The 25,008-nt window shown below is 67.9% G+C and carries 17 protein-coding genes; 12 read left to right on the plus strand and 5 right to left on the minus strand.

Translation table 11 applies throughout. The annotated features are described in order from the left end of the window. The first annotated feature begins 216 nt into the window (after window positions 1–216). The 6 genes from lpxC to ACO054_RS12715 all read left to right on the plus strand — a co-directional run bounded on the left by lpxC (window position 217) and on the right by ACO054_RS12715 (window position 7,519). The gene (lpxC, locus tag ACO054_RS12690; protein ID WP_421706948.1) at window positions 217–1,275 is read left to right on the plus strand and encodes a UDP-3-O-acyl-N-acetylglucosamine deacetylase; all 1,059 of its coding nucleotides are present in this window, start codon (window positions 217–219) and stop codon (window positions 1,273–1,275) included. Between the two features lie 284 nt (window positions 1,276–1,559). Continuing rightward, window positions 1,560–2,378 (plus strand): outer membrane protein assembly factor BamD, encoded by an 819-nt coding sequence (locus ACO054_RS12695; RefSeq protein WP_421706949.1) that lies wholly within the window; start codon window positions 1,560–1,562, stop codon window positions 2,376–2,378. 7 nt (window positions 2,379–2,385) lie between these two features. After that, on the plus strand, window positions 2,386–4,044 hold the full coding sequence (gene recN / locus ACO054_RS12700; RefSeq protein ID WP_421706950.1) for a DNA repair protein RecN: 1,659 nt from the start codon (window positions 2,386–2,388) through the stop codon (window positions 4,042–4,044). After that, window positions 4,041–6,203, plus strand: a complete 2,163-nt coding sequence (gene ligA / locus ACO054_RS12705; RefSeq protein WP_421706951.1) for an NAD-dependent DNA ligase LigA — start codon at window positions 4,041–4,043, stop codon at window positions 6,201–6,203. Before recN ends, ligA begins: the two co-directional genes overlap by 4 nt. After that, window positions 6,200–7,186: a pyridoxal-phosphate dependent enzyme gene (locus ACO054_RS12710; protein ID WP_421706952.1), complete on the plus strand. Its 987-nt coding sequence runs from the start codon at window positions 6,200–6,202 to the stop codon at window positions 7,184–7,186. Before ligA ends, ACO054_RS12710 begins: the two co-directional genes overlap by 4 nt. A gap of 18 nt (window positions 7,187–7,204) precedes the next feature. Beyond that, window positions 7,205–7,519, plus strand: coding sequence for a hypothetical protein (locus tag ACO054_RS12715; RefSeq protein ID WP_421706953.1), 315 nt, complete (start codon window positions 7,205–7,207; stop codon window positions 7,517–7,519). Window positions 7,520–7,595: 76 nt separating this feature from the next. Here ACO054_RS12715 and ACO054_RS12720 read toward each other — a convergent pair whose 3' ends face one another. Together ACO054_RS12720 and ACO054_RS12725 are read right to left on the minus strand one after the other, a co-directional pair. Further along, a complete protein-coding gene (locus tag ACO054_RS12720) occupies window positions 7,596–8,822 on the minus strand; it encodes a pentapeptide repeat-containing protein (protein WP_421706954.1) in 1,227 nt (408 codons plus the stop codon). A gap of 239 nt (window positions 8,823–9,061) precedes the next feature. After that, window positions 9,062–10,897 (minus strand): aminopeptidase P family protein, encoded by a 1,836-nt coding sequence (locus ACO054_RS12725; protein ID WP_421706955.1) that lies wholly within the window; start codon window positions 10,895–10,897, stop codon window positions 9,062–9,064. A 326-nt stretch (window positions 10,898–11,223) separates the two neighbouring features. Here ACO054_RS12725 and ACO054_RS12730 point away from each other — a divergent pair, with 326 nt between their 5' ends. Further along, window positions 11,224–11,541: a DUF1127 domain-containing protein gene (locus ACO054_RS12730; protein WP_421706956.1), complete on the plus strand. Its 318-nt coding sequence runs from the start codon at window positions 11,224–11,226 to the stop codon at window positions 11,539–11,541. A 79-nt stretch (window positions 11,542–11,620) separates the two neighbouring features. Here the strand turns inward: ACO054_RS12730 and ACO054_RS12735 are convergent, their stop codons facing one another. Beyond that, on the minus strand, window positions 11,621–12,523 hold the full coding sequence (locus ACO054_RS12735; protein ID WP_421706957.1) for a 50S ribosomal protein L11 methyltransferase: 903 nt from the start codon (window positions 12,521–12,523) through the stop codon (window positions 11,621–11,623). A gap of 5 nt (window positions 12,524–12,528) precedes the next feature. Next, entirely contained in the window at window positions 12,529–15,948 is a 3,420-nt protein-coding gene (locus tag ACO054_RS12740; protein WP_421706958.1) for a UvrD-helicase domain-containing protein, read from the minus strand. Between the two features lie 222 nt (window positions 15,949–16,170). Between ACO054_RS12740 and ACO054_RS12745 the strand changes: the two genes are divergently transcribed. Further along, window positions 16,171–17,373 (plus strand): CCA tRNA nucleotidyltransferase, encoded by a 1,203-nt coding sequence (locus ACO054_RS12745; RefSeq protein WP_421706959.1) that lies wholly within the window; start codon window positions 16,171–16,173, stop codon window positions 17,371–17,373. On the opposite strand, the gene hisI is transcribed toward ACO054_RS12745, so the two are convergent. Then, window positions 17,370–17,879, minus strand: coding sequence for a phosphoribosyl-AMP cyclohydrolase (gene hisI, locus ACO054_RS12750; RefSeq protein ID WP_421706960.1), 510 nt, complete (start codon window positions 17,877–17,879; stop codon window positions 17,370–17,372). The genes ACO054_RS12745 and hisI overlap by 4 nt on opposite strands. A gap of 169 nt (window positions 17,880–18,048) precedes the next feature. Here hisI and ACO054_RS12755 point away from each other — a divergent pair, with 169 nt between their 5' ends. The 4 genes from ACO054_RS12755 (at window position 18,049) to ACO054_RS12770 (ending at window position 24,979) form a co-directional block, all read left to right on the plus strand. Further along, entirely contained in the window at window positions 18,049–18,504 is a 456-nt protein-coding gene (locus tag ACO054_RS12755; RefSeq protein ID WP_421706961.1) for an iron-sulfur cluster assembly scaffold protein, read from the plus strand. 996 nt (window positions 18,505–19,500) lie between these two features. Beyond that, window positions 19,501–20,661, plus strand: a complete 1,161-nt coding sequence (locus ACO054_RS12760; protein ID WP_421706962.1) for a succinylglutamate desuccinylase/aspartoacylase family protein — start codon at window positions 19,501–19,503, stop codon at window positions 20,659–20,661. Window positions 20,662–20,890: 229 nt separating this feature from the next. Next, a complete protein-coding gene (locus ACO054_RS12765) occupies window positions 20,891–21,964 on the plus strand; it encodes a S1C family serine protease (RefSeq protein ID WP_421706963.1) in 1,074 nt (357 codons plus the stop codon). 3 nt (window positions 21,965–21,967) lie between these two features. Further along, window positions 21,968–24,979 carry a phosphoenolpyruvate carboxylase gene (locus ACO054_RS12770; protein WP_421706964.1) on the plus strand — a complete coding sequence of 1,004 codons (3,012 nt, stop codon included), beginning with the start codon at window positions 21,968–21,970 and terminating at the stop codon, window positions 24,977–24,979. Window positions 24,980–25,008 lie beyond the last annotated feature (29 nt).

Raw genomic sequence — 25,008 nt, forward strand, 5'->3', positions numbered from 1 at the left:
GGTGTTCGAGCGCCCGTTTTTCGTAACACCCGGTAACAAATGTTGATTTGAGATGACGGCGGCGGGATGTCTAGAACAGACTTAACGTAGTAGGTTAAATAGTATCGATGCAGGGTTGAGCGTTCGCGTTCCTGGGCGCAACCGGGGGCTTCTAAGGTTAGCGCCAAGCAGATCGGCGACAAACATCGCCGAAAGAGTCGAAGGGGGTTTTTGTTGATGGCCGACGGAATGACGCCGTTTCGCGTGATTCAATCGCATGCCGCTGAGCAGGGCAGCGCCGATTTGAGCAGTGCAGGTTTGGACGCCACCCAGCCGGGAGTGTTCGGGCAAGGTGCGGGCGGCCAAGGTACGAGCAGCGGGGGCGCGTCGGCGATCAGACAGACGACCTTGAAGAACGCCATCCACTGCTCCGGCGTGGGCGTTCACGGCGGCCAGAAAACCTGCATGACGCTCAAGCCGGCCGAAGCGGACAGCGGCATCCTGTTCCGGCGCAGCGATCTTCCCGGCCAGCCGACCATTCCCGCCCTCTGGTCGCAGGCGGTTGAAAGCCCGCTGTGCAGTCGGATCGTCGCCCGGGATTGCGACGCTTCCGTGTCGACAATCGAACATCTTATGGCCGCCTTGCTGGGCTGCGGCATCGACAACGTCCTGATCGAAATCGACGGACCCGAAGTGCCGATCATGGACGGCAGCGCCGCGCCCTTCGTCTTTCTGATCGAGTGCGCCGGAATCGCGCAGCTCGACAGCGCGCGCAAGGCGATCAAGGTGCTGAAACCCGTCGAAGTCAGCGAACCGCACCGCACGGCCCGTCTGCTGCCGTACGACGGCTTCGCCGTGGACTTCGCGATTCATTTCGACAGCAAGGCCGTGGGCGGCCAGCGGTTCGCCTGCGAGGTCACGCCGACCTCCTTCAAACAGGAAATCTCCCGCGCCCGCACCTTCGGCTTCCTCCATGAGGTGGATGAGCTGCGCAAGCTCGGGCTCGCCAAGGGCGGCAGCCTAGACAATGCCGTCGTCGTCGACGACGACGTCATCCTGAACGCAGGCGGCCTGCGCTACAGCGACGAGTTCGTCCGCCATAAGGCGCTCGACTCGATCGGCGATCTCTACATGGCCGGCCGGCCGTTGATCGCGAGCTTCCAGGGCGACAAGGCCGGTCACGCCCTGACCCTTCGCCTGCTGCAGGCGCTTTTCGCGAAGGCCTCGAACTACACCGAGGTCGAGTTGGTCGAAAGCTCGGTATCGGACGAGCTGCTGTTGGCTGCCGGAGCCTGAACGGGCGTCCTTGAAGCCGGATCGGGACACGGTCTTCAGCCATGCCGTCACGTGCCTCAAACCGTCATGAAAAGCTGCGACGAGCCGGAACGTCGGGCCGCCTGGGGGCACCGAGCCGCCTGAACCCGGCGAACCGGAACCGGCCGCAGCGGCAGGCTGCGCATGCGGCGGCGGCCGGGACCGCAGATCGTCACTCAGCAAATCGTCACCTGGCGGCGCTTGCTGCCGGCACGGCCATGCCTATAGTCTGCGCCGGATTTGGTTCTGCCTGCCGGAGTCATGCGATGGCCTTCTACACCCGTCCCCTTCCCCGCGCCCTCACGGCTGCGGCCCTGGCCTCCCTTACGTTCCTGCTCGCTGCCTGCAGCAGCGACGAGGAACTGGTCTACGAGGAGCAGCCGGTGGAGGAGCTGTACAATCGGGGCTACACCAACCTGCTGGACGGAGAGAACGATCTGGCGGCGCAGCTGTTCGACGAGGTCGAGCGCCAGCACCCCTACTCGGTCTGGGCGCCCAAGGCCCAGCTGATGGCCGCCTACGCGCACTATCAGGACAATCGCTACGACGACGCGATCAATACCCTCGACCGCTTCATCGAGCTAAATCCCGGCAACGAGGACGTGGCCTACGCCTACTACCTTAAGGCCATCTCCTACTACGAGCAGATCAGCGACGTCGGCAGGGACCAGCGGATGACGGAGCTGGCGCTCGGGTCGCTGGAGGACGTGACCCGGCGCTTTCCGAGCAGCGAGTACGCCCGCGACGCACAGCTCAAGATCGATCTGGCGCGCGACCACCTGGCCGGTAAGCATATGACCATCGGCCGCTACTACCTGCGCCAGGGGGAGTATCTGGCCGGGATCAACCGCTTCCGCATCGTCGTCGAAGACTATCAGACGACTGCGCATACGGCCGAGGCCCTGCATCGCCTGGTCGAGTCTTACATGGCGCTCGGCGTGACGACCGAGGCCCAGGCCACGGCGGCGGTGCTGGGCTACAACTACCCCGGCAGCGAGTGGTACATCGACTCCTACGCCTTGCTGACCGGCGCCGATCTGCGACCCGAAGAAGACCGGGGGTCATGGATCTCGCGCCTCTTCTGAGGCCCCAATGCTGGCCAGTCTGTCGATCCGCGATGTCGTGCTCATCGATAGGTTGCAGCTTGTCTTCGAAAGAGACCTGGGGGTCCTGACCGGCGAGACCGGGGCCGGCAAGTCCATCCTGCTCGACGCCCTCGGTCTCGCGCTAGGGGAACGGGCCGACGTCGGACTGGTCCGGCACGGCGCGGAGAAGGCGCAGGTTACCGCCGCCTTCGACCTGGAACCCAGGCATCCGGCCTTTGCCCTGCTGAGCGACAACGACATCGACCTGGAGGAGGATCATCTGGTGCTGCGGCGCGTGCTCGGCGCCGACGGGCGCAGCCGCGCCTACGTCAACGATCAGGCCGTCTCGATCGGTCTGCTGCGCCGGCTGGGCGATCTGCTGGTCGAGGTGCAGGGGCAGTTCGCCCAGCGCGGCCTGATGGACCCCCGGACGCATCTGACGCTGCTGGATGCCTACGGCGGCCTACAGGCCCAGGCGAACGAACTCGCCGCGCTGCACCGGACCTGGCGCACCGCCGTGGAGGCGCTGAAGGAGGCGGAGGCCGACTATCAGCGGACGCGCGCGGACGAGGCCTTCCTGCGCCATGCCGTCGAGGAGCTAAGCCAGCTCGGCGCGCAACCGGGCGAGGAACAACGGCTGGGCGAAGAGCGCGCGTTCCTGATGAATGCCGAAAAGCTGATGTCCGCCATCGACGCCGCCGGACAGGAACTGAGCGGCGGCGAAACGGCCCTGGCCCGTGCCCTGCGCCAGTTAGAGGAGGTCGCACCCAAGGCCGGCGGGCGGCTGGATGCTATCGCCGCCGCCGTCGAGCGGGCCATGGCGGAGGCCGGCGAGGCGGCGGCGGACCTCTCCTCCCTCTCCGCCGATCTAGATGTGGAACCAGCCCGGCTGCAGGAAATAGATGAACGCTTCTTCGCGCTGAAGGACATGGCCCGCAAACACGGCTGCGACGCCGAAGACCTGCCGGACCTGCTGACGCGCCTGGACGCGCAGTTGGCCGGGATCGAGACTGGCGGCGAACACCTGAACCGACTGTCCCAGGCTCAGAGAGACGCCCGCGCAGCCTACGGCGCGGCAGCCGAACGCCTGAGCGTGGCACGACAGCGCGTGGCGGCAAAGCTGGACAAGGCCGTGAACGCAGAACTCCCGCCGCTCAAGTTGGAGAAGGCCCGCTTCGCGACCGGCATCGAAGCGCTGGAGGAAGAGACCTGGGGCCCTCGCGGCAAGGACGGCATTTGCTTCCAGATCTCCACCAATCCCGGCGCGGCGCCCGGACACCTGGCGCGCATCGCCTCCGGCGGCGAACTCTCGCGCATTTTGCTGGCCCTGAAGGTCGTGCTGGCGGAGATCTCGCCGATCGTGACCCTGGTCTTCGACGAGGTGGACAGCGGTATCGGCGGCGCAACTGCAGCGGCGGTGGGCGAACGCCTGGCACGCGTCGCCGAAGGCCGCCAGGTCTTGGTGGTAACGCACAGCCCTCAGGTCGCCGCCCGCGGCGCCCGGCACTACCTCGTGCGCAAGGATAGCCGCGGCAAGCAGACCACGACGGGCGTGGTTCAGCTCGACGGCGGAGAGCGCCGGGAGGAGGTGGCCCGCATGCTCTCCGGCGCGACCGTCACGGACGAGGCGCGCGCCGCCGCCGAGAAGCTGATGGGGGCGGCATGACCGGCCGCAAGTCTTCGGAAGAACAGAGTCCCAGCGACACAGCGGTCGAACGTCTGAGCGAGACCGAGGCCGCCGCCGAACTGGCCGCCCTGGCGGAGACGATCCGCCACCACGACGACCGCTATTATCGGGCGGACGCCCCCGAGGTCTCCGACGCGGACTACGACGCCCTGCGCCGGCGCAATGAGGCGATCGAAGCGGCCTTTCCTGGGCTGGTCCGAGCCGACAGCCCGAGCCACAGGGTCGGAATCGAGCCGGCGGCCGGCTTTTCCAAGGTTCGCCACCGCGTGCCCATGCTCAGCCTCGGGAACGCCTTCGCCGACGGCGACGTGGAGGACTTCTTCGCGCGGGTCCGGCGCTTTCTCAGCCTGCAGCCCGACGCCCCCTTGGCGGTGGTGGCCGAGCCAAAGATCGACGGCCTTTCGATCAACCTTCGCTACGAGCGCGGCCGCTTCGTGCAGGGCGCGACGCGCGGCGACGGCAGCGAGGGCGAGGACGTGACGGCGAATCTGCGTACCCTCGACGACCTGCCCGAGCGTCTGGAAGGCGAGGTTCCCGAGATCCTGGAGGTCCGGGGCGAGGTCTACATGACCAAGCGGGACTTCATGGCGCTCAACGAACGGCAGGAGGCGGCAGGCGCCAAGCGCTTCGCCAATCCGCGCAATGCGGCCGCCGGCTCGCTGCGTCAGCTCGACAGCAAGATCACCAAGCAGCGGCCTCTGCGCTTCTTCGCCTATGCCTGGGGCGAGGTTTCGCAGCCCATCGCGGCGACCCACTGGGACTGCCTGCAGAGGCTCAAGGCCTGGGGTTTCGCGATCAATCCCTTGGCCGCCCGCTGCAGCAGCGCCGCCGAAACGCTGGAGGTCTACCGCAAGGTCGAGGCCGAGCGAGGCGCGCTGGACTACGACATCGACGGCGTCGTCTACAAGGTGGACGATCTGACCTTTCAGGAGCGGCTGGGCTTCGTCAGCCGGGCGCCGCGCTGGGCCATCGCCCACAAGTTCCCGGCCGAACAGGCACAGACGCTGCTGGAGGACATCGCGATCCAGGTCGGGCGCACCGGCGCCCTGACGCCGGTCGCGCATCTGCAGCCGGTCACGGTCGGCGGTGTGGTGGTGTCGCGGGCCACCCTGCATAACCCCGACGAAATCGCCCGGCTCGACGTGCGGGTCGGCGACAGCGTCACGGTCCAGCGGGCCGGCGACGTGATCCCGCAGGTGCTGGGGCCGATCCTCGACAAGCGGCCCGACGACGCGGAACCTTACCGCTTCCCAGACGTCTGTCCCTGCCCGCTCTCCACCCCGGTGGTGCGCGAGGACGGTGCGGTCGTCGCCCGCTGTTCCGGCGAGCTGGCCTGCCCCTTTCAGCAGGTCGAGCGGCTGATCCATTTCGTCAGCCGCAACGCCTTCGATATCGAGGGACTGGGCGACAAGCAGATCCGCAGCTTCTTCGAGCGGGAGCTGATCCGCACGCCGGCGGACATCTTCGACCTGGCGGAGACGGACAAGGCGAGCCTCACTCCGATCCGCAAGCTGGAGGGCTGGGGCGACAAGTCCGCCGAGAACCTCTTCGCCGCCATCGAAGCCCGCCGCGACATCCCCTTAGAGCGCTTCATCTACGCGCTCGGCGTCCGCCAGGTCGGGCAGGCGACGGCCAAGCTGCTGGCCCGCAACTACGGCACCCTGGCCGCTTGGCAGAAAGCCATGCTGGCAGCGGCCGACGAGCGGGCCGGCGCCGCCGACGCGAAGAAACCCGAGCTGGTCGGAGAGCACTATGCCGAGCTCTGCAACATCCATTCGATCGGGACCAGCGTCGCGGACGAGATCTGCAGCTTCTTTTCCGAGCCGCATAACCTTGAGGTCGTCGGGGATCTGGGGACACGTCTGAGGGTGCAGGACGCGACCCAGCCGGAAACCCAGGACTCTCCAGTGTCCGGCAAGACCGTCGTCTTCACCGGTACGCTCGCCACCATGAGCCGCGGCGAAGCCAAGGCCTCGGCGGAGGCGCGCGGCGCAAAGGTTGCCGGCTCGGTGTCCAAGAAGACGGACTACGTGGTCGTGGGTGCCGATGCCGGCTCGAAAGCCGCCAAGGCCCAGGAGCTGGGTGTGACGACCTTGAGCGAACAGGACTGGCTGACGCTGATCGGGAGGCAAAGGTGACGGAACTGCAAACGCGCCCTGGCGACAGCGAAACGGCCGACGCAGTCTCGCTGCAGGACGTTCGGGCCGCCGCGCGCCGGATCGACGGACTGGTCCGCCGAACGCCGATTCTGGCCGCCGATCCAGCCCGGCAGCCCCTGCCGGCAGAGGCGGTCTGGTTCAAGCTGGAGTCGCTTCAGGTCACCGGCTCCTTCAAGGCGCGCGGTGCGACCAACGCGCTGCGGGCCCTGGGGCCGGAGGCGGTCGCCCGAGGCCTGACGACCGCGTCGGGCGGCAACCACGGTCTGGCCGTCGCCTACGCGGCCTGGACCGTCGGTACCCGCGCCGTCGTCTTCCTGCCCGAGAGCACCCCGCCGGCCAAGGCGGAGCGGCTGCGCGCCTGGAACGCGGAGGTGCGGGTCGTCGGCCAGGTTTGGGACGATGCCAACGCGGCGGCTCTGGCCTTCGCCGAGGCCGAGGGCCTGACCTACCTTCACCCCTTCGCCGCGCCCGAGGTGATCGCAGGCCAAGGCACCGTGGCGCTGGAGTTTCTGGAACAGGTTCCCGACCTCGACCTGTTGTTGGTCGCCATCGGCGGCGGCGGACTGATCTCCGGTATCGCCACCGCCGCGAAGGGCCTGAATCCCGCGATCAGGATCGTTGGCGTGGAACCGTTCGGCGCACCGACCCTGGCCGAGAGCCTGGCCGCCGGGCAACTGGCCACCCTGCCGGTCATCGAGACGGCGGCCGGCACCCTGGCACCCCGGCGGAGCGCGCAGATCAATCTGGAGATCGTCGACCGCCTGGTCGAGGAGATCGTCCTGGTCTCCGACGCGCAGATGCGCGATGCCGCCGTTTGGCTCTGGCAGGAATGCGGCGTTGCCGCCGAACTCTCCGGGGCCGCCGCCCTGGCAGCCCTTATGAGCGGCAGCCTGCCCGAGGCCGAAGCGGCCAAGGTGGGCGTGGTGGTCTGCGGCGCAGGCACCGACGGGCTTGAGAGCTAGAGAGGGATCGCCGCACAGATGGGACAGACCGCGGAGCAGGCTGGGATCTGGGGGTTCGCACCCGACGGTGCGCCGATCCTGCTGTTGGAGGATGACGGCGGAGATTGGACGCTGGAAGAGGTCGCGGAGCTCTTCGGGCTCGGCCGCACGGAGGAGGACGAGCGGGAGCGGCTTCATCTGATCCTGGATCCCCGTGAGGCACGCCAGCTCAAACCGCTCGCGGACGCTCACTCCTTCGATCACGACGAGGGTCTGATCCAGGCGATGCTGGCCATGGCCCGCTTTGCCCAGGGGCACCCCGCGCCGGAGCTACGCTTCCTTCAAGTCTTCTGAGACAGCGTCGGTTCTGTGAGAAGACGCAGATTCTGCAAGACGGGGCAGTCTCGCCGCTAACGGCCTTTTTCGAGCCTCAGTCCTCGGGCCGACCGTCCCACTCGGCGCCGGCGAGGATCGCGCGTTCAGTGCGCCAGCCAGTCAGGTCGGCCCCCGTAAGCTTGGCATGATAGAGCACGGCCCCCGACAGATCGGCCGAGACGAGACGGGTGCGCAGCCGGCGCGAGGCCTGTCCGCCTGGGGTCCCCTCCTGCTCGGCGGCATCGAGCCGCGCTTCCGTCAGATCCGCGCCGCGCAGATCGGCGTTCGAGAGATCGGCACCCGTCAGGCGCGCACGCCGCAGCGCCGCTCCACGCAGATGGGCGCCGGACAGGTCGGTCAGGACCAGCAGCGCCTCATTGAGGATCGCCTCGTCCATCTTGGCACCGGCCAGTTCGGCGCCCGAGAGGTTGACCCCCGTTAGGCTGCAGCCCTCCAGATTGACTCCCGCCAGGGCGGCGCGCTCGCCACGCCGGCCGTTCGTCTCCAGCCAACGGCGATGGGCGTCGATCGCCCGACGCAGGGGCGCTTGCCGCGCATCTTCGGTGCGCTGCAGTTGGGTGCCCAGTGTGGAGGCCTCCAGTAGATTGCAGTCCGTCAGGCTCGCACCGACCAGGATCGCCTTGGCGAGATCCGCGCCGGCCACGTTGGCTCCATCGAGTTTCGCCGCCGTCAGGTCGGCGGACCGCAGACTGGCCTCGCGCAAGTCGGCCGCCGAGAGATCGGCGTTCCTGAGCGTCGCGTGGCTCAGATTCGCGCCGCAGAGCTTGGCCTGGCGCAGGTTGGCGCCAGAAAGATTGCAGCCGCCCAGATCCGCGCCGGCCAGATCGGCTCGCTCCATCTGGGCGCAGATCAGGGACGCTTCGGTCATCACGATGGTCTTGTTCGAACTGGCCGACTGCCGCGTGGCGTTCTGGCCGCTGCCGGTCAGAAGCACGCCCTCGCGCAAATCCGCAGCGTTGAGATTGGCGTGGTCGAAACGGGTGCCCTGCAGGGTGGCGCCGCGCAGATCGGCCTCGGCCAGACCGGCCCCGCGCAGGTCCGCGTCGGTCAGATCGGCGCCGAAGAGATCGCAACCGACGAGATCGGCGTTGCGCAGATCACAGCCCACCAGTCGGGCACCGACCAGAGATGCACGGGCGAGACGCCGTCCCCCGAGGGACGCCCCCGAGAAGTCGTAGAAGCGCAGATCGGCACGACGACCGGCCCGCTCGCGGTCAAGCCAGAGAGCGTGCAACCGAAGAATCTCGTCCAATTCACGCATGGTTGGTTTCGGACGATCTGGGCCGACGGGCGGTTGTGACACGGTCTAGGTACTCGCGGAAAAGCTCGGCATTTTCGAGAATGCCTTGCCTTCGAGTGTCCCGCTGCCCGTCTTAGCACTCCGTTAACAGTTCAATTTTAGCGATCCTGGACCGCACCGCCTACAGCCACGCCAGATCGGCCCGGCGGCCTCGTCCATAACGCTAAGACTATAGAAGGAATAATTGGATATATAAACTGCTATCCTTTTTCGAGCGGCGCGACCGCGTCCCTCAACCAGGCGGCAACCGGCGCCTCCAGCAACGGCGCAAGCTCGCGCTCCACGCGTTTGTGATAGTCGTCGACCCAGCGAATCTCCGCCTCGTCGAGCAGCGACAGCTCGATCAGACTGCGGTCGAGCGGCGCTAGCGTGAGCGTTTCGAAGACGAGCATCTTTCGCTCGTCGCCGGGTCGAGACTCGGCCGGCTGAACGGCGACCAGGTTCTCGATCCGGATGCCGTAAGCGCCGGGTTTGTAGTAGCCGGGCTCGTTGCTGACGATCATGCCGGGCTTGAGCGCCACGCGGTTGGGCACCTTGGAGATCCGTTGCGGTCCCTCGTGGACGGAGAGGTAGCTGCCGACTCCGTGCCCCGTCCCGTGGTCGAAATCGAGTCCCTCCTCCCACAACGGCCGGCGCGCCAGGCTGTCGAGCTGACTGCCGCTCGTGCCTTCGGGAAAGCGCGCGGTCGCGATCGCGATGTGGCCCTTCAGGACAAGGGTATAGCGGCGGCGCATCTCCGGACTCGCTTCGCCGACGGCGATCGTCCGTGTCACGTCGGTGGTGCCGTCCAGATATTGAGCGCCGGAGTCGACCAGATAGAGCTCGCCGGGTTTGAGCTCGCGGTCGGTCTTCGGCGTCACACGGTAGTGGATCACCGCGCTTTGAGGACCGGACCCGGAAATGGTGTCGAAGGAGAGGTCGCGGAACCGGTCGCCGCGCGCACGCAGGTCGTAGAGGCGGTCGCTGGCGGCCAGCTCCGTGACGCCGCCGGCTGGCGCCGCCTGCGTCAACCAGGCCAGGAAGGTCGTGAGCGCCACGCCGTCCCGGCGATGCGCCGCCCGTGCGCCGGCCAGCTCGGTCGGGTTCTTGCGAGCCTTGGGCAGCAGGCAGGGGTCGTCGCCGCGCTGCACCTCGGCGCCGGCCTCCTCCAGCCGCGCGAAGACCCACTGGGCGGCGCCGGCGGGATCGACGAGGACCTTGCGGCCCGACTGACCCGCCAGGACCGTCGCGAACTCGTCGGGCCGACGAACGCGCACGGCGTTGCCCAGGTGCGCCGGCACCTCGTCCGTGATCTTGCGGTCGTCGACGAACCAATCGACCTGCCCCTCGTCGTCGATCAGGGCGAAGGATAGAGGCAGGGGCGTTCGAGGCACGTCGCCGCCCCGCACGTTCAGCAGCCAGGCAATGGAGTCCGGCATGGTGAGGACGGCGGCCGCGACACCTTGGCGGCGCAGGTCTCCCGCGATCCTGGAGCGCTTCTCGGCGGACGGCTCGCCGGCGAAGGTCAGCGCATGCACGACGACCGGCGCCAGAGGCGGATCCGGCTGATCCGTCCAGACGCTGTCCAAGGGGTTCGGCTCGGCGGCAACCAGGGAGGCGCCGCTCCGTTTCAAGGCGCCGGCCAGACGGTCGACCTGATCGGCCGTATGCAGCCAGGGATCGTAGCCGAGCTTACCGCCCTTGAGCCGCTCGGCGATCCAGGGGCCCGCCGGCTCCTCGGTCAAGTGGCGCGGCGTGAAGAGCGCGGTGTCCACCTCCTGCTCGGCCTGAAGCGTGTAGCGTCCGTCGACGAAGATCGCGGCGCTGTCGCGCAGAACCACCGCGAGCCCGGCCGAGCCGCTGAAGCCCGTCAACCAAAGCAGTCGTTCGGCACGCGGCGAGACATACTCGCCCTGGTGTTCGTCGGCACGGGGAATCAGAAAGCCGTCGAGGCCGCGGCTGTCGAGTTCGGCGCGCAGCGCGGCAAGGCGTTCGGCCGTGCCGACCGGTGACGATAGAGGTCTCGGGGAGAGAGGTCTGGGGGAGATGTCATCCATCTCTCAAAATTAGAGCAGGATCCCGCCGAGGGAAATCGCAATCGCAGCCCCCGGACGAGCCTGCGCCAAGACGTGGCCGCGCGGCGCACCCGGCGCGTACCACGGATCGGTTCCAACCGCCGTTAATCTCCGGGTAAGCAGTCATGCGAAGCACGCAACGCTGCAGCGCAACAACTACTATTTCACAATGCCTTAACACCCTTACCTCTATCTCATCCTGCGAAATCCGCCGCCGTCCGACCGCCCTTTTCGAAGCTGTCGCGAACCCGGCCCCGGAACGCAAGAAACCGAAACGAAACGACACGAACCGCGAAAGGATTACGACCATGGCCCGCCTTACCGACCGCGAACTGACTGCGGTGCTGAAGGCCAAAACCTTCGGGACGCCGCTGGCGACCCAAATGATCGTCGCAGAGGCTAAGCGCCTGCAGGCCGAAGCCGTGAACGACGGCTTCCGCAAGCTCTTCCAGATGCTCCGTCTGCCGGCGCTGGTGCGCGCCCTGCGGCGCGAGGCGGTTTGCCGCCGCACTCAGGCGGCCCTCGCTCAACTGGACGACGCCACCCTGCGCGACATCGGCCTGCATCGCAGCCAGATCGCCGACCAGGCCCGCCGCTGCGCCAACGCTCAGGTTCCGGCTCACTAAGCCGGACCTGAGAAGGACCCGGCTCACCAAGCCGGGCCTCCGGGGGCACTAGACTTCAACGCCCGAAAAGCCGAAGCCGTCAGGCTCGGCCCGGTCTATCTGGCCTTTCAAAGACCAGGGCCGACCACTCGCCCATGCGCCGACGTGCCTGCAGACGCAGGCCCGCGGCGCGATGGCGCGCGACGACCGACTGCTCCTGCGTGATCAAGAGTCCCGACAGAACCGCCGTCCCTCCGGGTGCCAGCGCAGCCGAGGTCGCCGTGGCCAGGGACATCAACGGTCCCGCCAGGATATTGGCGACGATCAGGTCGTAGGGCGCGTTCCGGCGGACCGCCGCTGCGGCATAGCCGGCGCCGACATCGAAACGCAGGCGGTGCCGGGCGAAGCCGTTCAGCCGCGCGTTCTCATGGGCGACGCGGATCGAAGGCGCATCCAGGTCGCTTGCCGTGACCGCCGCCGCCGGCCAAAGCCGAGCCGCCGCCAAGGCCAGCAGCCCCGAACCGCACCCCAGATCCAGAATACGCGGCGTCCCGCCCCGCCGCGCGAGGTCCTGCAGCACCTCGAGACACAGCCGCGTGGTCTCGTGCCGGCCCGTGCCGAAGGCGACGTTGGCGTCGATCAGCAGGGGAATGCTGGAGGCCGGGGGAGCTTCGGTCACGTGACTGCCGTGAACCCAGATCCGGCCGCTGCGCACCGCCGGCAGGCCGGCCTGACTCTCCGCGACCCAGTCGATCTCGGGCATCATTTCGCAGGTGAAGTCGGGGACCGCCACCCCAGCCACGGCAGCGACGGCGGACAGGCGCGCCGTGATCGCAGTTGGATCCGGCGCCTCGCCGAGATAGAGGATCAGTGGGACCTGTCCGCGCGCGTCGGCACCGCCGACGGAGAGGGCGCCCGCCTCGATGCTTTCCAGAGCCGTCTCGAACAGCGCCTGCGCCTGCTGCGGCACCTGCAGCCGCAGCTCCCAAATCGTATCGGACATAGGCGTCAGCCGGCCTGATCCGCCGGCACGACGAAGGCGGCCATGACACGCTTCTCACCGGAGTGATCGAAGTCCACGGTCAGCTTCTCCCCCTCGCTGCGCAGAACCGCGCCGTAGCCGAACTTGGTGTGGAACACGCGGTCGCCGGCACCGAAGCCGCCGGCCGGCGAAAGCGACTGGACGACAGTCGCCGTCCCCTCGATGAAGGGCTTCGAACTCTCCGCATAACGCTGGGCCCGGTGCATGCCGGGGGATGTACGTCGCGGTCCGAAGGGGTCGTCTTCCCCGACGCCGAAGCGCCCGAAGCCGCCGCCCCAGGCCGCCGTCGCCTGCCCGTAGAGGCCCTGATCGGACTCCACCTCGACATGCTCGGGCGGCAACTCATCGACGAAGCGCGAGGGGATGGCCGCGGCCCAGGAGCCGTGCAGGCGACGGTTCGCGGCGAAGGTCACAAACAGCCGGCGACGTGCCCGCGTCAGACCGACGTAGGCCAGGCGCCGCTCCTCCTCCAGTCCGCGCAGGCCTGTCTCGTCGAGCGCGCGCTGATTGGGGAACAGCCCCTCCTCCCAACCCGCCAGGAAAACCGTGTCGAACTCCAGCCCCTTGGCGGCGTGCAGGGTCATGATCGAGACCTGATCGCCGCCGCTGTCTTGCAGGCTTTCCATGACCAAGCCGACATGTTCCAGAAAGCCCTGCAGGTTCTCGAAATCGGCCATGCCGTCGATCAGCGCCACCAGGTTCTCCAGCCGCCCGGGCGCCTCGATCGCCGTGTCCTGGCGCCACATGTCGGTGTAGCCGGACTCCTCCAGCACGGTCTCCGCCAGCTCCGTATGCGGCAGCTCCTCCGCTGCCTGACGCCAGCGCAAGAAGCTCTCGACCACCTCGGTCAAGGCCTTGCGCGCCTTGGGCTTCAGTTCGTCCGTCGCGACGACCCGGCGCGCCGTCTCCAACAGCGGCAGGCCCTGCGCCCGTGCGATCTGCCGCAGTTGCTTCAAGGTCGCGTCGCCCAGGCCGCGTTTCGGCTTGTTGACGATCCGCTCGAAGGCCAGATCATCGGCCGGCTGCGCCACCACGCGCAGGTAGGCCAGCGCGTCGCGCACCTCCAGCCGTTCGTAGAAGCGCGGACCGCCGACGATGCGGTGCGGCAGGCCGATGGCGTTGAAGCGATCCTCGAACTCGCGCATCTGCGCGGTGGTGCGCAGCAGGATCGCCATGCCGGCCAGCGGCTCGCCGGCGCGCTGCAGCGCCTCGATCTCCTCGCCGACGAAACGCGCCTCGGCCTCGCCGTCCCAGAGGCCGCGCACGCGCAGCCTCTCGCCCTCCTCGCCGCCAGGGCTCTCGGTCCAAAGCGTCTTGCCGAGCCGCCCCTCGTTCTTCTCAATCAGGCCCGAGGCCGCACCCAGGATCCTGGCGGTCGAACGGTAGTTCCGCTCCAGCCGGATCACCTTGGCCCCGGGAAAGTCCTTTTCGAAACGCAGGATGTTGCCGACCTCCGCCCCGCGCCATCCGTAGATCGAGTTGTGCGTGACGATGCCATTGGCGATGAAGTTGTGTGTGCGCTCCACGTCCAGATCGTGAAGCGTCGTCTTGCCCTCCAGGGTCTCCACAGAGCGGACCGAAGCCAGGCTCCCGTTCGCACGGAACATCACCATGCCAGCGCGGACGGAGGCCGCCGGCATCATCGCCAGACTGCTTCGGGTCCGCGTCTCGCCGGAGGTGCCGGACCCGAAACGGCCGTACTGAACCAGGGCAACGTCCCCGTCGAAGGCGTCCCTGATCCGCTCGACGATCCGCATCACCTCGCCGAGGTCCGCCATGGCCGTCTCGTAGCGCCAACCGGGACTGTTCTTCTTCGTCGGTCGCGCGGGCAATCCAAGCGCGTGCAGGCGAGACATATCGTCGGGATTGCTGACAATTATAGAGATCCGGTGGAGCGGAGACCGGTCCCGTCTCTCGCCACAGAGTGTCACGGTCACGTTGCGCCGACGGCCGCTATGGCTTTGCGGTCGATAGTGCGGGAAACCCCGATGCAGACCATAGCGCTCAAGCAGCCTATCGCCGGCGTCTTCGGTCGCCCGCTGCGCGAACACCCGGTCGAGCAAAGCCTGATCATGCACCAGGCCGTTGATTGACCCGCCCCGCCGCGCGACGAAGGGCAGGGTCGGAATGCCGGTTTCGAGCGACAGCAGAGTTTCGCTGTAACGGGCATCCTTCTCGGTGTCGTGCGTCTCTAGGATCCAGAGCGCGTCCGCGCGTTGCTGGCGACAGCGGAGTTCGTGACCAAGCACCGGCCGGACTTGACCGCGGGTATAGGTTTGGGTCGTGCCGAGGCGGAAACCGTAGCCGCGTTTGTACATCAGATAGGTGAAGCAGAGCTGCGGCGAGGGCCCGAGACGATAGCCGGCGAAGTGACGATGCGCCGGCGTACCGACGATCCTGCTTCCGTCCTCCAGGTCGATGGCGACCAAGGTGCCCTTATAGGCACGCCGGTAGGTGCGGTTCACCTGTGCCGGAGCCGTGGCACCGGCACCCTGGGCCGAGAGGATGAGATCGCCCTCCCGCACCCGCTCGATCGGGCGGCGCGAGCCGTCCGCCATGCGGACCGGCGTTCCCGCGACCAGACACTGATCGTCGTCTCCGACACAGCAGATGTTCTTGTGGCCCTGAGCAATCAGGCGCAGCCAGAGGTATTGGGCGACGTTGGTGTCCTGATACTCGTCGACCAGCAGGTAGCGGAACTGGCGGTGGACCTCGTCCAGGATGTCCTGCCGGGTCCGGAAGATCTCGATGCAGTGAAGCAGCAGATCGCCGAAGTCGCAGGCATTGAGCTGCTTCAGCCGGGCCTGGTAGGCGGCATAGAGCTCCAAGCCGCGCCCGTTGGCGACGGCGGCGGCCTCACCGGCGCTCACCCGGTCGGGCGTCAGGCCCTTGTCCTTCCAGCGCTCGACCGCGCTCAGCACCGCGCGCGCCGGCCAGGATTTGTCGTCGATGCCCTCGGCGGCCAGGATCTGCTTCATCAGCCGCAGCTGGTCGTCGGGATCCAAGATCGTGAAGTTGGGCTCCAGCCCCGCCACCTCGGCATGGCGGCGCAGGAAGCGGGCGGCGAGCGAATGAAAGGTACCGAGCCACCAGCCCTCGACGCTGCGCCCCAGCAGGGCCGCCACTCGCTCTTTCATCTCGCGGGCGGCCTTGTTGGTGAAGGTGACGGCCAGGATCTGCCCCGGCATGGCCCGGCCGGTCAGCAACAGATGCGCCAGCCGGGCGGTCAGCGCCCGGGTCTTACCGGTGCCGGCGCCGGCCAGCATCAGCACCGGCCCGTCGAGCGTCTCGACGGCCTCGCGCTGCGCCGCGTTGAGGCCGGCCAGGTACGCCGGCTGCGGCGCGGCGCCGGGCGGCGACGCGGAATCGGAGGAGGGAGAGGACATGGGGCAGATATAGCCGATCCGCTACGAGTCTGTGAGTCCTCGCAGGCGAGACGCACGAGGCCCCGGACCGGACTTGATCGAAGGACCAAAACACTCCTCTTCGCGCAGTTTTCATCGGAAGACTCGCAGGAAGACTCGAGGGGGCTGCCCTTTCGATCCGCCCTGCACTACCCTCCCCGCGCCATGGAGCCGCCCCGCGAGACGCTTCCCCTTCAAGATTGGATGACCGCCGCGCCGACCCGCGCGGTGCTGGCCGCGCTGGACGCAGGCGGCGCCGAAGCGCGCTTTGTCGGCGGCTGCGTGCGCGACGCCGTCGCCGGCCGGCCGGTGCGCGATATCGACATCGCGACACCCGCGGGGCCGCAGCGGGTTGTCGACCTGATCGAGGCGGCCGGTCTGAAAGCCGTCCCGACCGGTCTGGCGCACGGCACGATCACCGCCGTGGCGGCGCATCAGCCCTTCGAAATCACCACCCTGCGCGAAGACGTCGAGACCTTTGGACGTCACGCCACCGTGACCTTCACCGACGACTGGAAGGCCGATGCGGCGCGCCGCGACTTCACCATGAACGCGCTGTCCTGCACACCCGAGGGCGCGGTCTTCGACTACTTCGGCGGGCTGGAGGACCTGCGGGCCGGGCGGGTGCGCTTCGTCGGCCAGGCGGCGCAGCGGATCGCCGAAGACTATTTGCGTCTGCTCCGCTTCTTCCGCTTCCACGCGCACTACGGCCGGGATGCCCCCGACCCCGAGGGTCTGGCCGCCGCCGCCGCCGCGGCGCCGGAGCTGATTCGATTGTCTCAGGAACGGGTACGGGCCGAGTTGCTGCGTCTGCTGGAGGCGCCGGATCCGGTTCCGACGCTCGACATCATGATCGCCTACCGGATCCTGGCCGAGGAATTGCCGGAAGAGGGGGACACCCGACCGCTCGCCCGTCTGCTAACGCTGGAGAGCGGCCCGGCCGACGCGCTGCTGCGGCTCGCCGCCCTGGTCGACACCGACCGCCAGGGCGCCGATGCCATCGCCGAGCGCCTGCGCCTGTCGAACGCCGAGACGGCGCGGCTGGAGCTGCTGACGCAGCCGCCGCTACGCGTGCGGCCCGACATGACGGGCCGGGAGCTGCGCGTCGCCTGCTACCGCCTGGGCAAGACGGCGGTGGCCGACCTGCTGCGTCTGTCTGCCGCGCGGAGCGGCGGAACGGACAGCCTGGCGGCGGCCTTGGTCGAAGCGGCGGCCTGGCCGGACCTGACCTTTCCAGTCAAGGGCCGCGATCTGATCGCACTGGGCGTCGACAAGGGACCGCCGATGGGCGACCTGCTCAGCGCGTTGGAGGCCTGGTGGATCGAGCGCGATTTTCGGCCCGACCGGGCAGCCCTGCTGGCGCGCGCGGAGAGCCTGCTCCCGCCCGGGCCTAGCCCCTCCCCCTAAAGCTGGGTCGGATTGGGGGCGTCGCCGTAGACCTCGACCGGATCGAAGGTCTTCTCCGTCTCCTCGAAGCGGAGCTGTACCGGCCCCTGCTCCGGCGCGGCACCGACCGGCAGGGAACGATAGAAACAGGAGCGGTAGCCGACGTGGCAACTGGCGTCGCCGACGACCTCGACCCGCAGCCAGACGCAGTCCTGATCGTCGTCGATCCGCATCTCGCGCACCTTCTGGACCAGACCGCTGGTCGCACCCTTGTGCCACAGTGCTTCGCGGCTGCGAGAGTAGTACCAGGCCTCGCCGCTCTCGACCGTGCGGGTCAGCGCCTCCGCGTTCATGTAACCGTGCATCAGCAGTTCGCCGCTGGCATAAGCCGTGGTGACCACGGGGATCAGGCCGCGCTCGTCGAACTTGGGCGCCAGTTCGTGACCTTCCTCGACCTGCTCGACAGAGACGCGTTCGGCGAAGAGCGGGGACTGCGCAGCCGGTGATTTAGAGGCCTGTTCGGTCATGGTTTTCCAACCCATGTAGTACGGAGACGGCCGACCGATAGCGCGGCCGGGGGAGCCGGTGATATACCCACGGCGGTCCGCCACCGCAAGAAAGCGGCCGTCATCAACCGAGCGACGCCGGTCAGGCTGACGAGAGCATCGGTCAAACAACGAGAGCAACAGAGGCGAGATGGCCGACGAGGCCCTGAAAGAGCTCTACAACGACCAAGTCATGGCCCTGGCCCGCGACGTTCCCCGCCAGGAACGGCTGGACGCGCCCGATGCGACGGCACAGCAGGTCAGTCCGCTGTGCGGCAGCCGCATCACCGTCGATTTGAAGCTCGAGGGCGACCGGATCGCGGACTACGGCCAGACGGTGCGGGCCTGTACCCTGGGCCAGGCCGCGGCCTCGATCCTTGCCCGCCACGTGATCGGCCGTTCCACCGCAGAACTGCATCGGGTGCGGACGGAGATGCGGGCGATGCTGAAGGAAGGCGGTCCCCCGCCCGGCCCGCCCTGGAGCGACCTGGAGGTGCTTCTGCCCGCCCGGGGGGTAAAGTCGCGTCACGGGTCCGTGCTGCTGCCCTTCGAGGCGGTGGTCAAGGCGCTCAATCAGGCCGCCGGACAAAGCGAAAACGATCGCTGAACCGTCCGGGACGACGGCCGGCCCAAAAGCGTCACGCAACACCCAAAAATGTCCAAGTCGGCTAACCCCTTCCAATTGCTGAAAAGACACTCTCGACCGCCAAGAAAGCGGGGCCCGACGTCCTTTCGATTAACTCCTCGTTAAGCCGAATCGGGTCATCGCTTACGCAACATCTTGCGGCTGGAGTCACGCCCGACCATGCATATTGTGGATAAACCTGTGGATGGTTCTTGCGAAACCAGGTCAGAGCCGCTCGTCAGCCCCTACCTGCGGCGCCCCTTGCGCAGCCTCGATCAGGTGCTTTCCGACCTTAAAGATCGGCAGCTCCTGGAAGCGGCGGCAGAGGAGCATTGGAGCGAAACGCGAGAGGCGAGCTGAACGGCTCTCTGGCCGACCCGCGATTCGCCAATCCGACCCAGTAGCCCCCCGAGGTCGGTGAGGGCGCGCGAAGGTCAAGGCTGGGCCAAGCTCAGCATCGCAAGCCATCTTTTGGAAGATTTCGTTGAAGAAGCTGGAGACGCCCGTGCCACGTGGCGCAGCTGCCGACTGTTCAACGCAGTCCTGCCGGAGACCCGGCAAAGAAAAGCCCCGGCGGTGAACCACCGGGGCAAGTTGAACAGGGAGGCTTCACGTCTGGGAGACGTAGGACCCGTCGCACGGGGGGTGCTGAAGCGGGCCCTTAACATCCGGAGGCTCTCCGGATCTCTCTTCCACCGCCGAAGGCCGAAACCGAGGCCAAGCTACTAACGGTGATGGAAACTCGTGGATGCTGCGTCGCAGCAACTATGCCCTCAAGATGTGCATCCGGGTGCCTTCCGTCTATGCAAATTGCCGCAAGCGAGGCATGCCGCTGTTGCATGGCTCCCGCACTCTGTTGCAAACAGGTCACAGTCTTGTCCGAGGCCACCGGGAAAGGCGCCCCAAATCAGTGCCTTGACCGGGACGCGCGCGAAGGCAACTCTCGTGGCACTTCCCTCCAATTCGAGCCCTTATCCCATGGCGCGACGCACCGATATCCGTTCCTTGCCGGCAGCGGCCGCCGGCACGGCACAGCACCTGCTGATTCATCGTTTCGGGCCCGAGTCGGTGATCCCCGAGTCGCCCACGGGACGCAAGGCCTACATCCAGGCATCGCTTCATGCCGACGAGACGCCCGGCCTGCTGGTCGCCCACCATCTGCTGGGACTGTTGCAGGCCGCCGAGGCCGCCGGCGAGGTTACGGAACAGATCGTGCTGGTGCCCTACGCCAACCCCATCGGCCTCGCCCAGTTCTTCGACCATACCCAGATGGGACGTTTCGAGTTCGCGCTCGCCGGCGGCAACTTCAACCGCAACTGGCCGGATCTGGCGGCCCTGGCAGAAAGCCGGTTGGCCGATCACCTGGGCGACGATGCCGCCAGCAACGTCAGCGCGATCCGTGCGGCCTTCAAGAGCGCGCTCGACGAAATCGCGCCGCAGCGCGCGCTTCAGGCGCTGCGGGTGATTCTGGCGCGCGAGGCCTGCGACGCGGATCTCGTTCTGGACCTGCATTGCGACGACCTGGCACTGCCGCATCTCTTCCTGATCCCGCAGCACTGGCCGCAGGCCCAGGATCTGGCGGCGGAGCTTGGGGTGCAGGCGGTGCTGCTGGCCGAGGACTCCGGAGGCAGTTCGTTCGACGAGGCCTTCTCCACCCCGTGGCTGAGGCTTGCGGAGCGATTTGCCGGCTCCCCCATCCCGCCTGCCTGCGAGGCCGCGACGGTCGAGCTGCGTGGCTGGATGGACGTCAGCGACGTCCAGGCCGAGGCCGACGCCCTGGCGATCTTCCGGACCCTGCAGCGCCGGGGATTCATCGCCGGCCAGCCGGGCCCCCTGCCGAAGCTGCACTGCGAGGCGACGGAGCTGACCGCGACCGACAGCGTCAAGGCGCCCAGCGCGGGCGTTGCGGTCTATCAAGTCGCGCCCGGAGACCGGGTCAAGATCGGCGATCCGATCTGCGAGATCGTCGACCCTGCCGCCAGCGATCCCAAAAGTGCGCGCAGCCCCGTCACGGCCACGACCGACGGGCTGATCCTGTCGATCCGCAGCCATCGCTACGTGACCCCCGGCATGGCCCTGGCCAAGATCGTCGGGCGCACACCCCTGCCGCACCGCGGCGGATATCTGTTGGAAGACTAGAGCAGGATCGCCTGAGGTGGGATCGCTCTAGCGATCCCACCTCAGGCGTGAATCCTACTCTAATCATAATGTTTAGAGGGCGAAGCAGGCGGAGCGCGAAAGCATCGGGAAAGAATCTTGGCCCGAAGGCCTCGCGCGACTTGTCCGAGGGCCCTGCCGTGCTAGCCTAGCCTGTAAGACGAAAAACGTCGCCCGGGGGAGGTCGGATCGACTTTCGGAGGCCCAAGCCATGGCAGCCTATCGCCTTGCCCCGCTCGCAGTCCTCTTGCTGATCGCCGTTGTGTCGCTGAGCGCCCGCGCCGCGCTGGCCCAGGGGTCTCCACCCGACCGAACGCTTCCCCCCGGTGAGACATCCGCTCCCGACCAAAGCGCCGCGAACCCGCTGGACGCCGTCATCGGCTTACGTGCGCTGATCCCGGCCGATGCCCGGACGGCCGGAAGCCTGGGCACCGAGCGCCAGGGCTCGGGGGTCGTGATCGATGCGGAGCAAGGGCTGGTTCTCACCATCGGCTACTTGGTCATGGAGGCCGGATCGGTGGAGCTGCTGCTACCGGACGACCGCGTCGTGGGCGCGGAAGTCACGGCCTATGACTACGACAGCGGCTTCGGCCTGCTACGCGCCGACCGGCCCCTCGGCCTGCCCGCCATGCCGCTGGGCGATTCCCTGACGGAGGCGGAAGAGCGCAGCGAGGTCCTGGTGGTCGCCTCGACCGGCCGCCAGCAACGGGTGGCGCCCGCCGTCGTCGTCTCCCGAAGAGACTTCACCGGCTATTGGGAGTACCTTCTGGCCGACGCGATTTTCACAACGCCTCCGGCCCCAGGCTACGGCGGCGCGGCCCTGGTCAGCCGCGAAGGCGAACTGCTCGGCATCGGTTCGCTGCAGGTCGGCGATGCCCTGGGCGGCAACGGGAGCCTTGGCGGTCGAGTGCTACCGGGAAACATGTTCGTGCCGATCCAAACCCTGCGACCGATCTACAACGACCTTCTGACCTTCGGCCGCGCCAACACCGCGCCCCGACCCTGGCTCGGGCTGCATACGGTTGAGGTCGGCGACCGGCTTCTGGTGCAGCGCGTCACGCCCGACGGTCCGGCCGACCGCGCCGGGATCGAACCGCTGGACGTGGTGGTCGCGGTCGACCGCGAGACCGTCTCCGATCAGGCCGACTTCTACCGGAAGATCTGGGCGCTCGGCGACGCCGGCGTCGAGGTGCCTCTGACGGTACTGCGGGCGGATATGCGGCGCGACGCCGAGTTGCGCTCGATCGACCGCTACGACTTCCTGCGCCTGGACGGTAGTTTCTAGCCTGTGAGTTCGCCCCAAGCCCCCCTAAGGTCGCCCCAGGCCCTCACCGACGACAGCCGGGACGACGCGGAAGACGCCCCCGACCTGTTGAGCGGCTGGCGCGAACGGCTCACCGCCTACCGGATCCGCAGTCAGCAGGAACCTCTGTTCAATCCCGTACAACAGTTAGCCTTCGAGCTGTCCGTCGCCTTGGAGCGCGGCGAGATCGGCCTGCGCGACATCGCCGGCGCCGCCAAAACCCTGAGCGACGCGGCCCTGATCGAACGCGCAGCGCGCCTGCGCCGATACCTGCAACTGCAGGGCGGCCCAGGCGGCGAAGCGGAGGGGTATGACGCGGAAGGTGACGGCGCGGCCGGCGCAATCCGGCTGCAGGCCCTGGTGCGCGGCACAGCTGTGACAGACGAAGGGACGGTCGTTCCCTTCGAGGGCTTCGCCGCACTCTGGAGCCGGCCGGAAGACGGGATCGTCTTCACCGCGCATCCGACCTTCGCCCTGTCGCAGGCCCTGCGCGAGCTGCTGACCGATCTGGTCGAGGACCGGAAGCCGCGCGCCGAGACCGAGCGCAGTCTGCGCAACCTGCCCCACCGACCGGACAAACCCATCACGCTGGCCAGCGAGCATGAGCAGGCACTTTCGGCGCTGGCCCAGGCGCAGGACGCAGTCGCGGTCCTGATCCGGGCCATCCTCGCGATCGCCCAAGAGGTGTATCCCGACCGCTGGACCGAGCTACGGCCTGCGCCGGTCAGTCTGGCCACCTGGGTCGGTTACGACCTGGACGGACGCAACGACATCACCTGGGTCGACAGTATCCGCTTTCGCCTGCAGGAGAAGTACTGGCAGCTCGCGCGTTACGCCCGCCGCCTGGACGCGATCCTGGCAAGTCTGGCGCGGGAAGAGGCCGCCCTGACTCCGACCCTCGCCGAGGCCGAAGCGGCGGCGGAGGCTGCCGCCGAGCTGCTGCGCCAGGAACTGCAGTCCGTCACCCAGCAGATTGCCGCCTTCGCCAGGGACCTGGACGGCCCGGCCGCCCTGACGACAGCGGCCAACAGCCTGACGCGGCGGCGCGACGGCGGGCTGGGCAATTCCGCCGCACCGCTGCTGGCAAGCCTGGACAGAGCGCTGCAGGCGGCCCGGGAGAGCAAAACCGCAGCGGACCTCGCCCTGCTGCAGGCCGAGGTTCAGCTGCACGGCCTGGGCGCCGGCCTGATCCATCTGCGCATCAACGCGGCCCAGGTCCACAACGCCATCCGCAAGCCCCTGGGACTGGCGCCGTCGACGGAGATGGAAAGCCGGGTGCTGCTGGATCAACTGGACCGCGCGGTAGAGGAGCTGCCGCGCGAGACAGTGAACTTCGCCTCTCTGGCGCTGGAGAGCGCCACCGCGATCCGACAGTTCATCGCCATCGCCCAGATCCTGAAGCACATCGACGGCGACAAGCCGATCCGCTTGCTGATCGCCGAATGCGAACATCCCTTCACGCCGCTGGCAGCGCTCTACTTCGCCCGCCTGTTCGGCGTCGAGGACCGGGTCGACATCTCCCCCCTGTTCGAGACGGAACCGGCGCTGGAGCACGGTGCGGCCCTGATCGAGAGCCTGCTGAAGACGCAGAGCTATCGCCGCTACGTCAACGCGCGGGGCCGTCTGGCGGTCCAGACCGGCTTCTCCGACGCCGGCCGCTTCACCGGTCAGATCCCCGCCGCGCTGGCGGTCGAGCGGCTGCAGGGCCAGTTGGCCGGCGTTGTCGAGGCCGCCCGTACGACCGGCGACCTGGGCGAGATCGAGGTCTTGATCTTCGACACCCACGGCGAGTCGATGGGTCGGGGCGCCCATCCGGCCAGTTTCCGCGACCGCCAGAACTACGTGCTGTCGCCCTGGGTTCGGCAGCGTTACCGGGCGCGCGGCATCCGCCTGCTGCACGAGACGAGCTTCCAGGGCGGGGACGGCTACGTCTTCTTCGGCCGCGCCGGACTGGCGCGGGCCGCCCTGGCCGGCATCCTGGAGGCCCGCTTGGCCGACAGTGGGCCGGCCCAGGAGGATCCCTTCTACGAGGCCTACCTCTTCAACCGCGACCTCCACGAGCGCCTGCGCGGCTTTCAGACGCGGCTCTTCGCCGATGCCGACCACAGCACGCTGCTGACCGCCTTCGGCACCAACCTTCTGGTCGCCACCGGATCGCGCAAGACCAGCCGGCAGTTCGACGGACGCGGCGACAGCCGGATCGCCGCCGCCGCCCTGCGCGCGATCCCCCACAACGCACTGCTGCAGCAGCTCGGCTACACCATCAACCTGGTGGCCGGCCTCGGCTCGGCCCTACGGCACGACCGGGAGACCTTCGCGCGGCTCTACGCGCGCTCGGATCGGCTGAAGGTGATCGTCGACCTGGTCCGCCGCGCGCGGGCCTTGTCGAGCCTGGACACGCTGGCGGCCTACGCCGGCCTGTTCGACGGTGCCTACTGGGTCGCGCGACCGCGACGCGAACGCGAGAGCGGGCTGAAGGAAGGGTGCCTGCTGCTGGGCGAACAGCTGCGCGACGACCCGCGCTTTCATGCCATGCTGCGGCTGATCTCCGCCCTGCGCGAGGATGCGATCCACCTGGAAGACCTGCTGGCCGAGATCGGCGTGGAGATCGGCGTGGAAATCGGCGGCGACGGCGGACAGGACGCCGACCCCGCTCTGCTGCAGGTCCTGCGTCTGGCGCTGATTCAACACGTCTTCCTGCTGGCCGCACGCTTGCCGAAGTTCTCGACACGGCACGACGTCTCGCAAGAGGACGTGGTCGGCCTGACGACCCGCCTACGGGTCCTGGAGACCACGCAACTGCTCCGCCGGATCTTCCCGGCCGGCCAGCCAATCGCAGCAGACTATCGGCTCGACGAGCCCGCGAGCTATCGCGGGGCCGAGGCCATCGACTATGCCGAGATGAATCGGCAGCTGATCGACCCGATGCTCTCGGCCTTCGAGATCGCCCAGGACCTGACGGTCGGCATCTCCCACTGCTTCGGCGCTTACGGCTGAGCGGTCCACCTGCTCTACAGCGACCGACG

The sequence above is a fragment of the Algihabitans sp. genome (assembly GCF_965226985.1).
In the GTDB taxonomy this organism is placed as follows: domain Bacteria; phylum Pseudomonadota; class Alphaproteobacteria; order Kiloniellales; family DSM-21159; genus Algihabitans.

Coding starts and splice junctions, on each gene's coding strand:
- lpxC (WP_421706948.1), top strand. CDS start 217: ATGGCCGACGGAATGACGCCGTTTCGCGTGATTCAATCGCATGCCGCT.
- ACO054_RS12695 (WP_421706949.1), top strand. CDS start 1,560: ATGGCCTTCTACACCCGTCCCCTTCCCCGCGCCCTCACGGCTGCGGCC.
- recN (WP_421706950.1), top strand. CDS start 2,386: ATGCTGGCCAGTCTGTCGATCCGCGATGTCGTGCTCATCGATAGGTTG.
- ligA (WP_421706951.1), top strand. CDS start 4,041: ATGACCGGCCGCAAGTCTTCGGAAGAACAGAGTCCCAGCGACACAGCG.
- ACO054_RS12715 (WP_421706953.1), top strand. CDS start 7,205: ATGGGACAGACCGCGGAGCAGGCTGGGATCTGGGGGTTCGCACCCGAC.
- ACO054_RS12720 (WP_421706954.1), bottom strand. CDS start 8,822: ATGCGTGAATTGGACGAGATTCTTCGGTTGCACGCTCTCTGGCTTGAC.
- ACO054_RS12725 (WP_421706955.1), bottom strand. CDS start 10,897: ATGGATGACATCTCCCCCAGACCTCTCTCCCCGAGACCTCTATCGTCA.
- ACO054_RS12730 (WP_421706956.1), top strand. CDS start 11,224: ATGGCCCGCCTTACCGACCGCGAACTGACTGCGGTGCTGAAGGCCAAA.
- ACO054_RS12735 (WP_421706957.1), bottom strand. CDS start 12,523: ATGTCCGATACGATTTGGGAGCTGCGGCTGCAGGTGCCGCAGCAGGCG.
- ACO054_RS12740 (WP_421706958.1), bottom strand. CDS start 15,948: ATGTCCTCTCCCTCCTCCGATTCCGCGTCGCCGCCCGGCGCCGCGCCG.
- ACO054_RS12745 (WP_421706959.1), top strand. CDS start 16,171: ATGACCGCCGCGCCGACCCGCGCGGTGCTGGCCGCGCTGGACGCAGGC.
- hisI (WP_421706960.1), bottom strand. CDS start 17,879: ATGACCGAACAGGCCTCTAAATCACCGGCTGCGCAGTCCCCGCTCTTC.
- ACO054_RS12755 (WP_421706961.1), top strand. CDS start 18,049: ATGGCCGACGAGGCCCTGAAAGAGCTCTACAACGACCAAGTCATGGCC.
- ACO054_RS12760 (WP_421706962.1), top strand. CDS start 19,501: ATGGCGCGACGCACCGATATCCGTTCCTTGCCGGCAGCGGCCGCCGGC.
- ACO054_RS12765 (WP_421706963.1), top strand. CDS start 20,891: ATGGCAGCCTATCGCCTTGCCCCGCTCGCAGTCCTCTTGCTGATCGCC.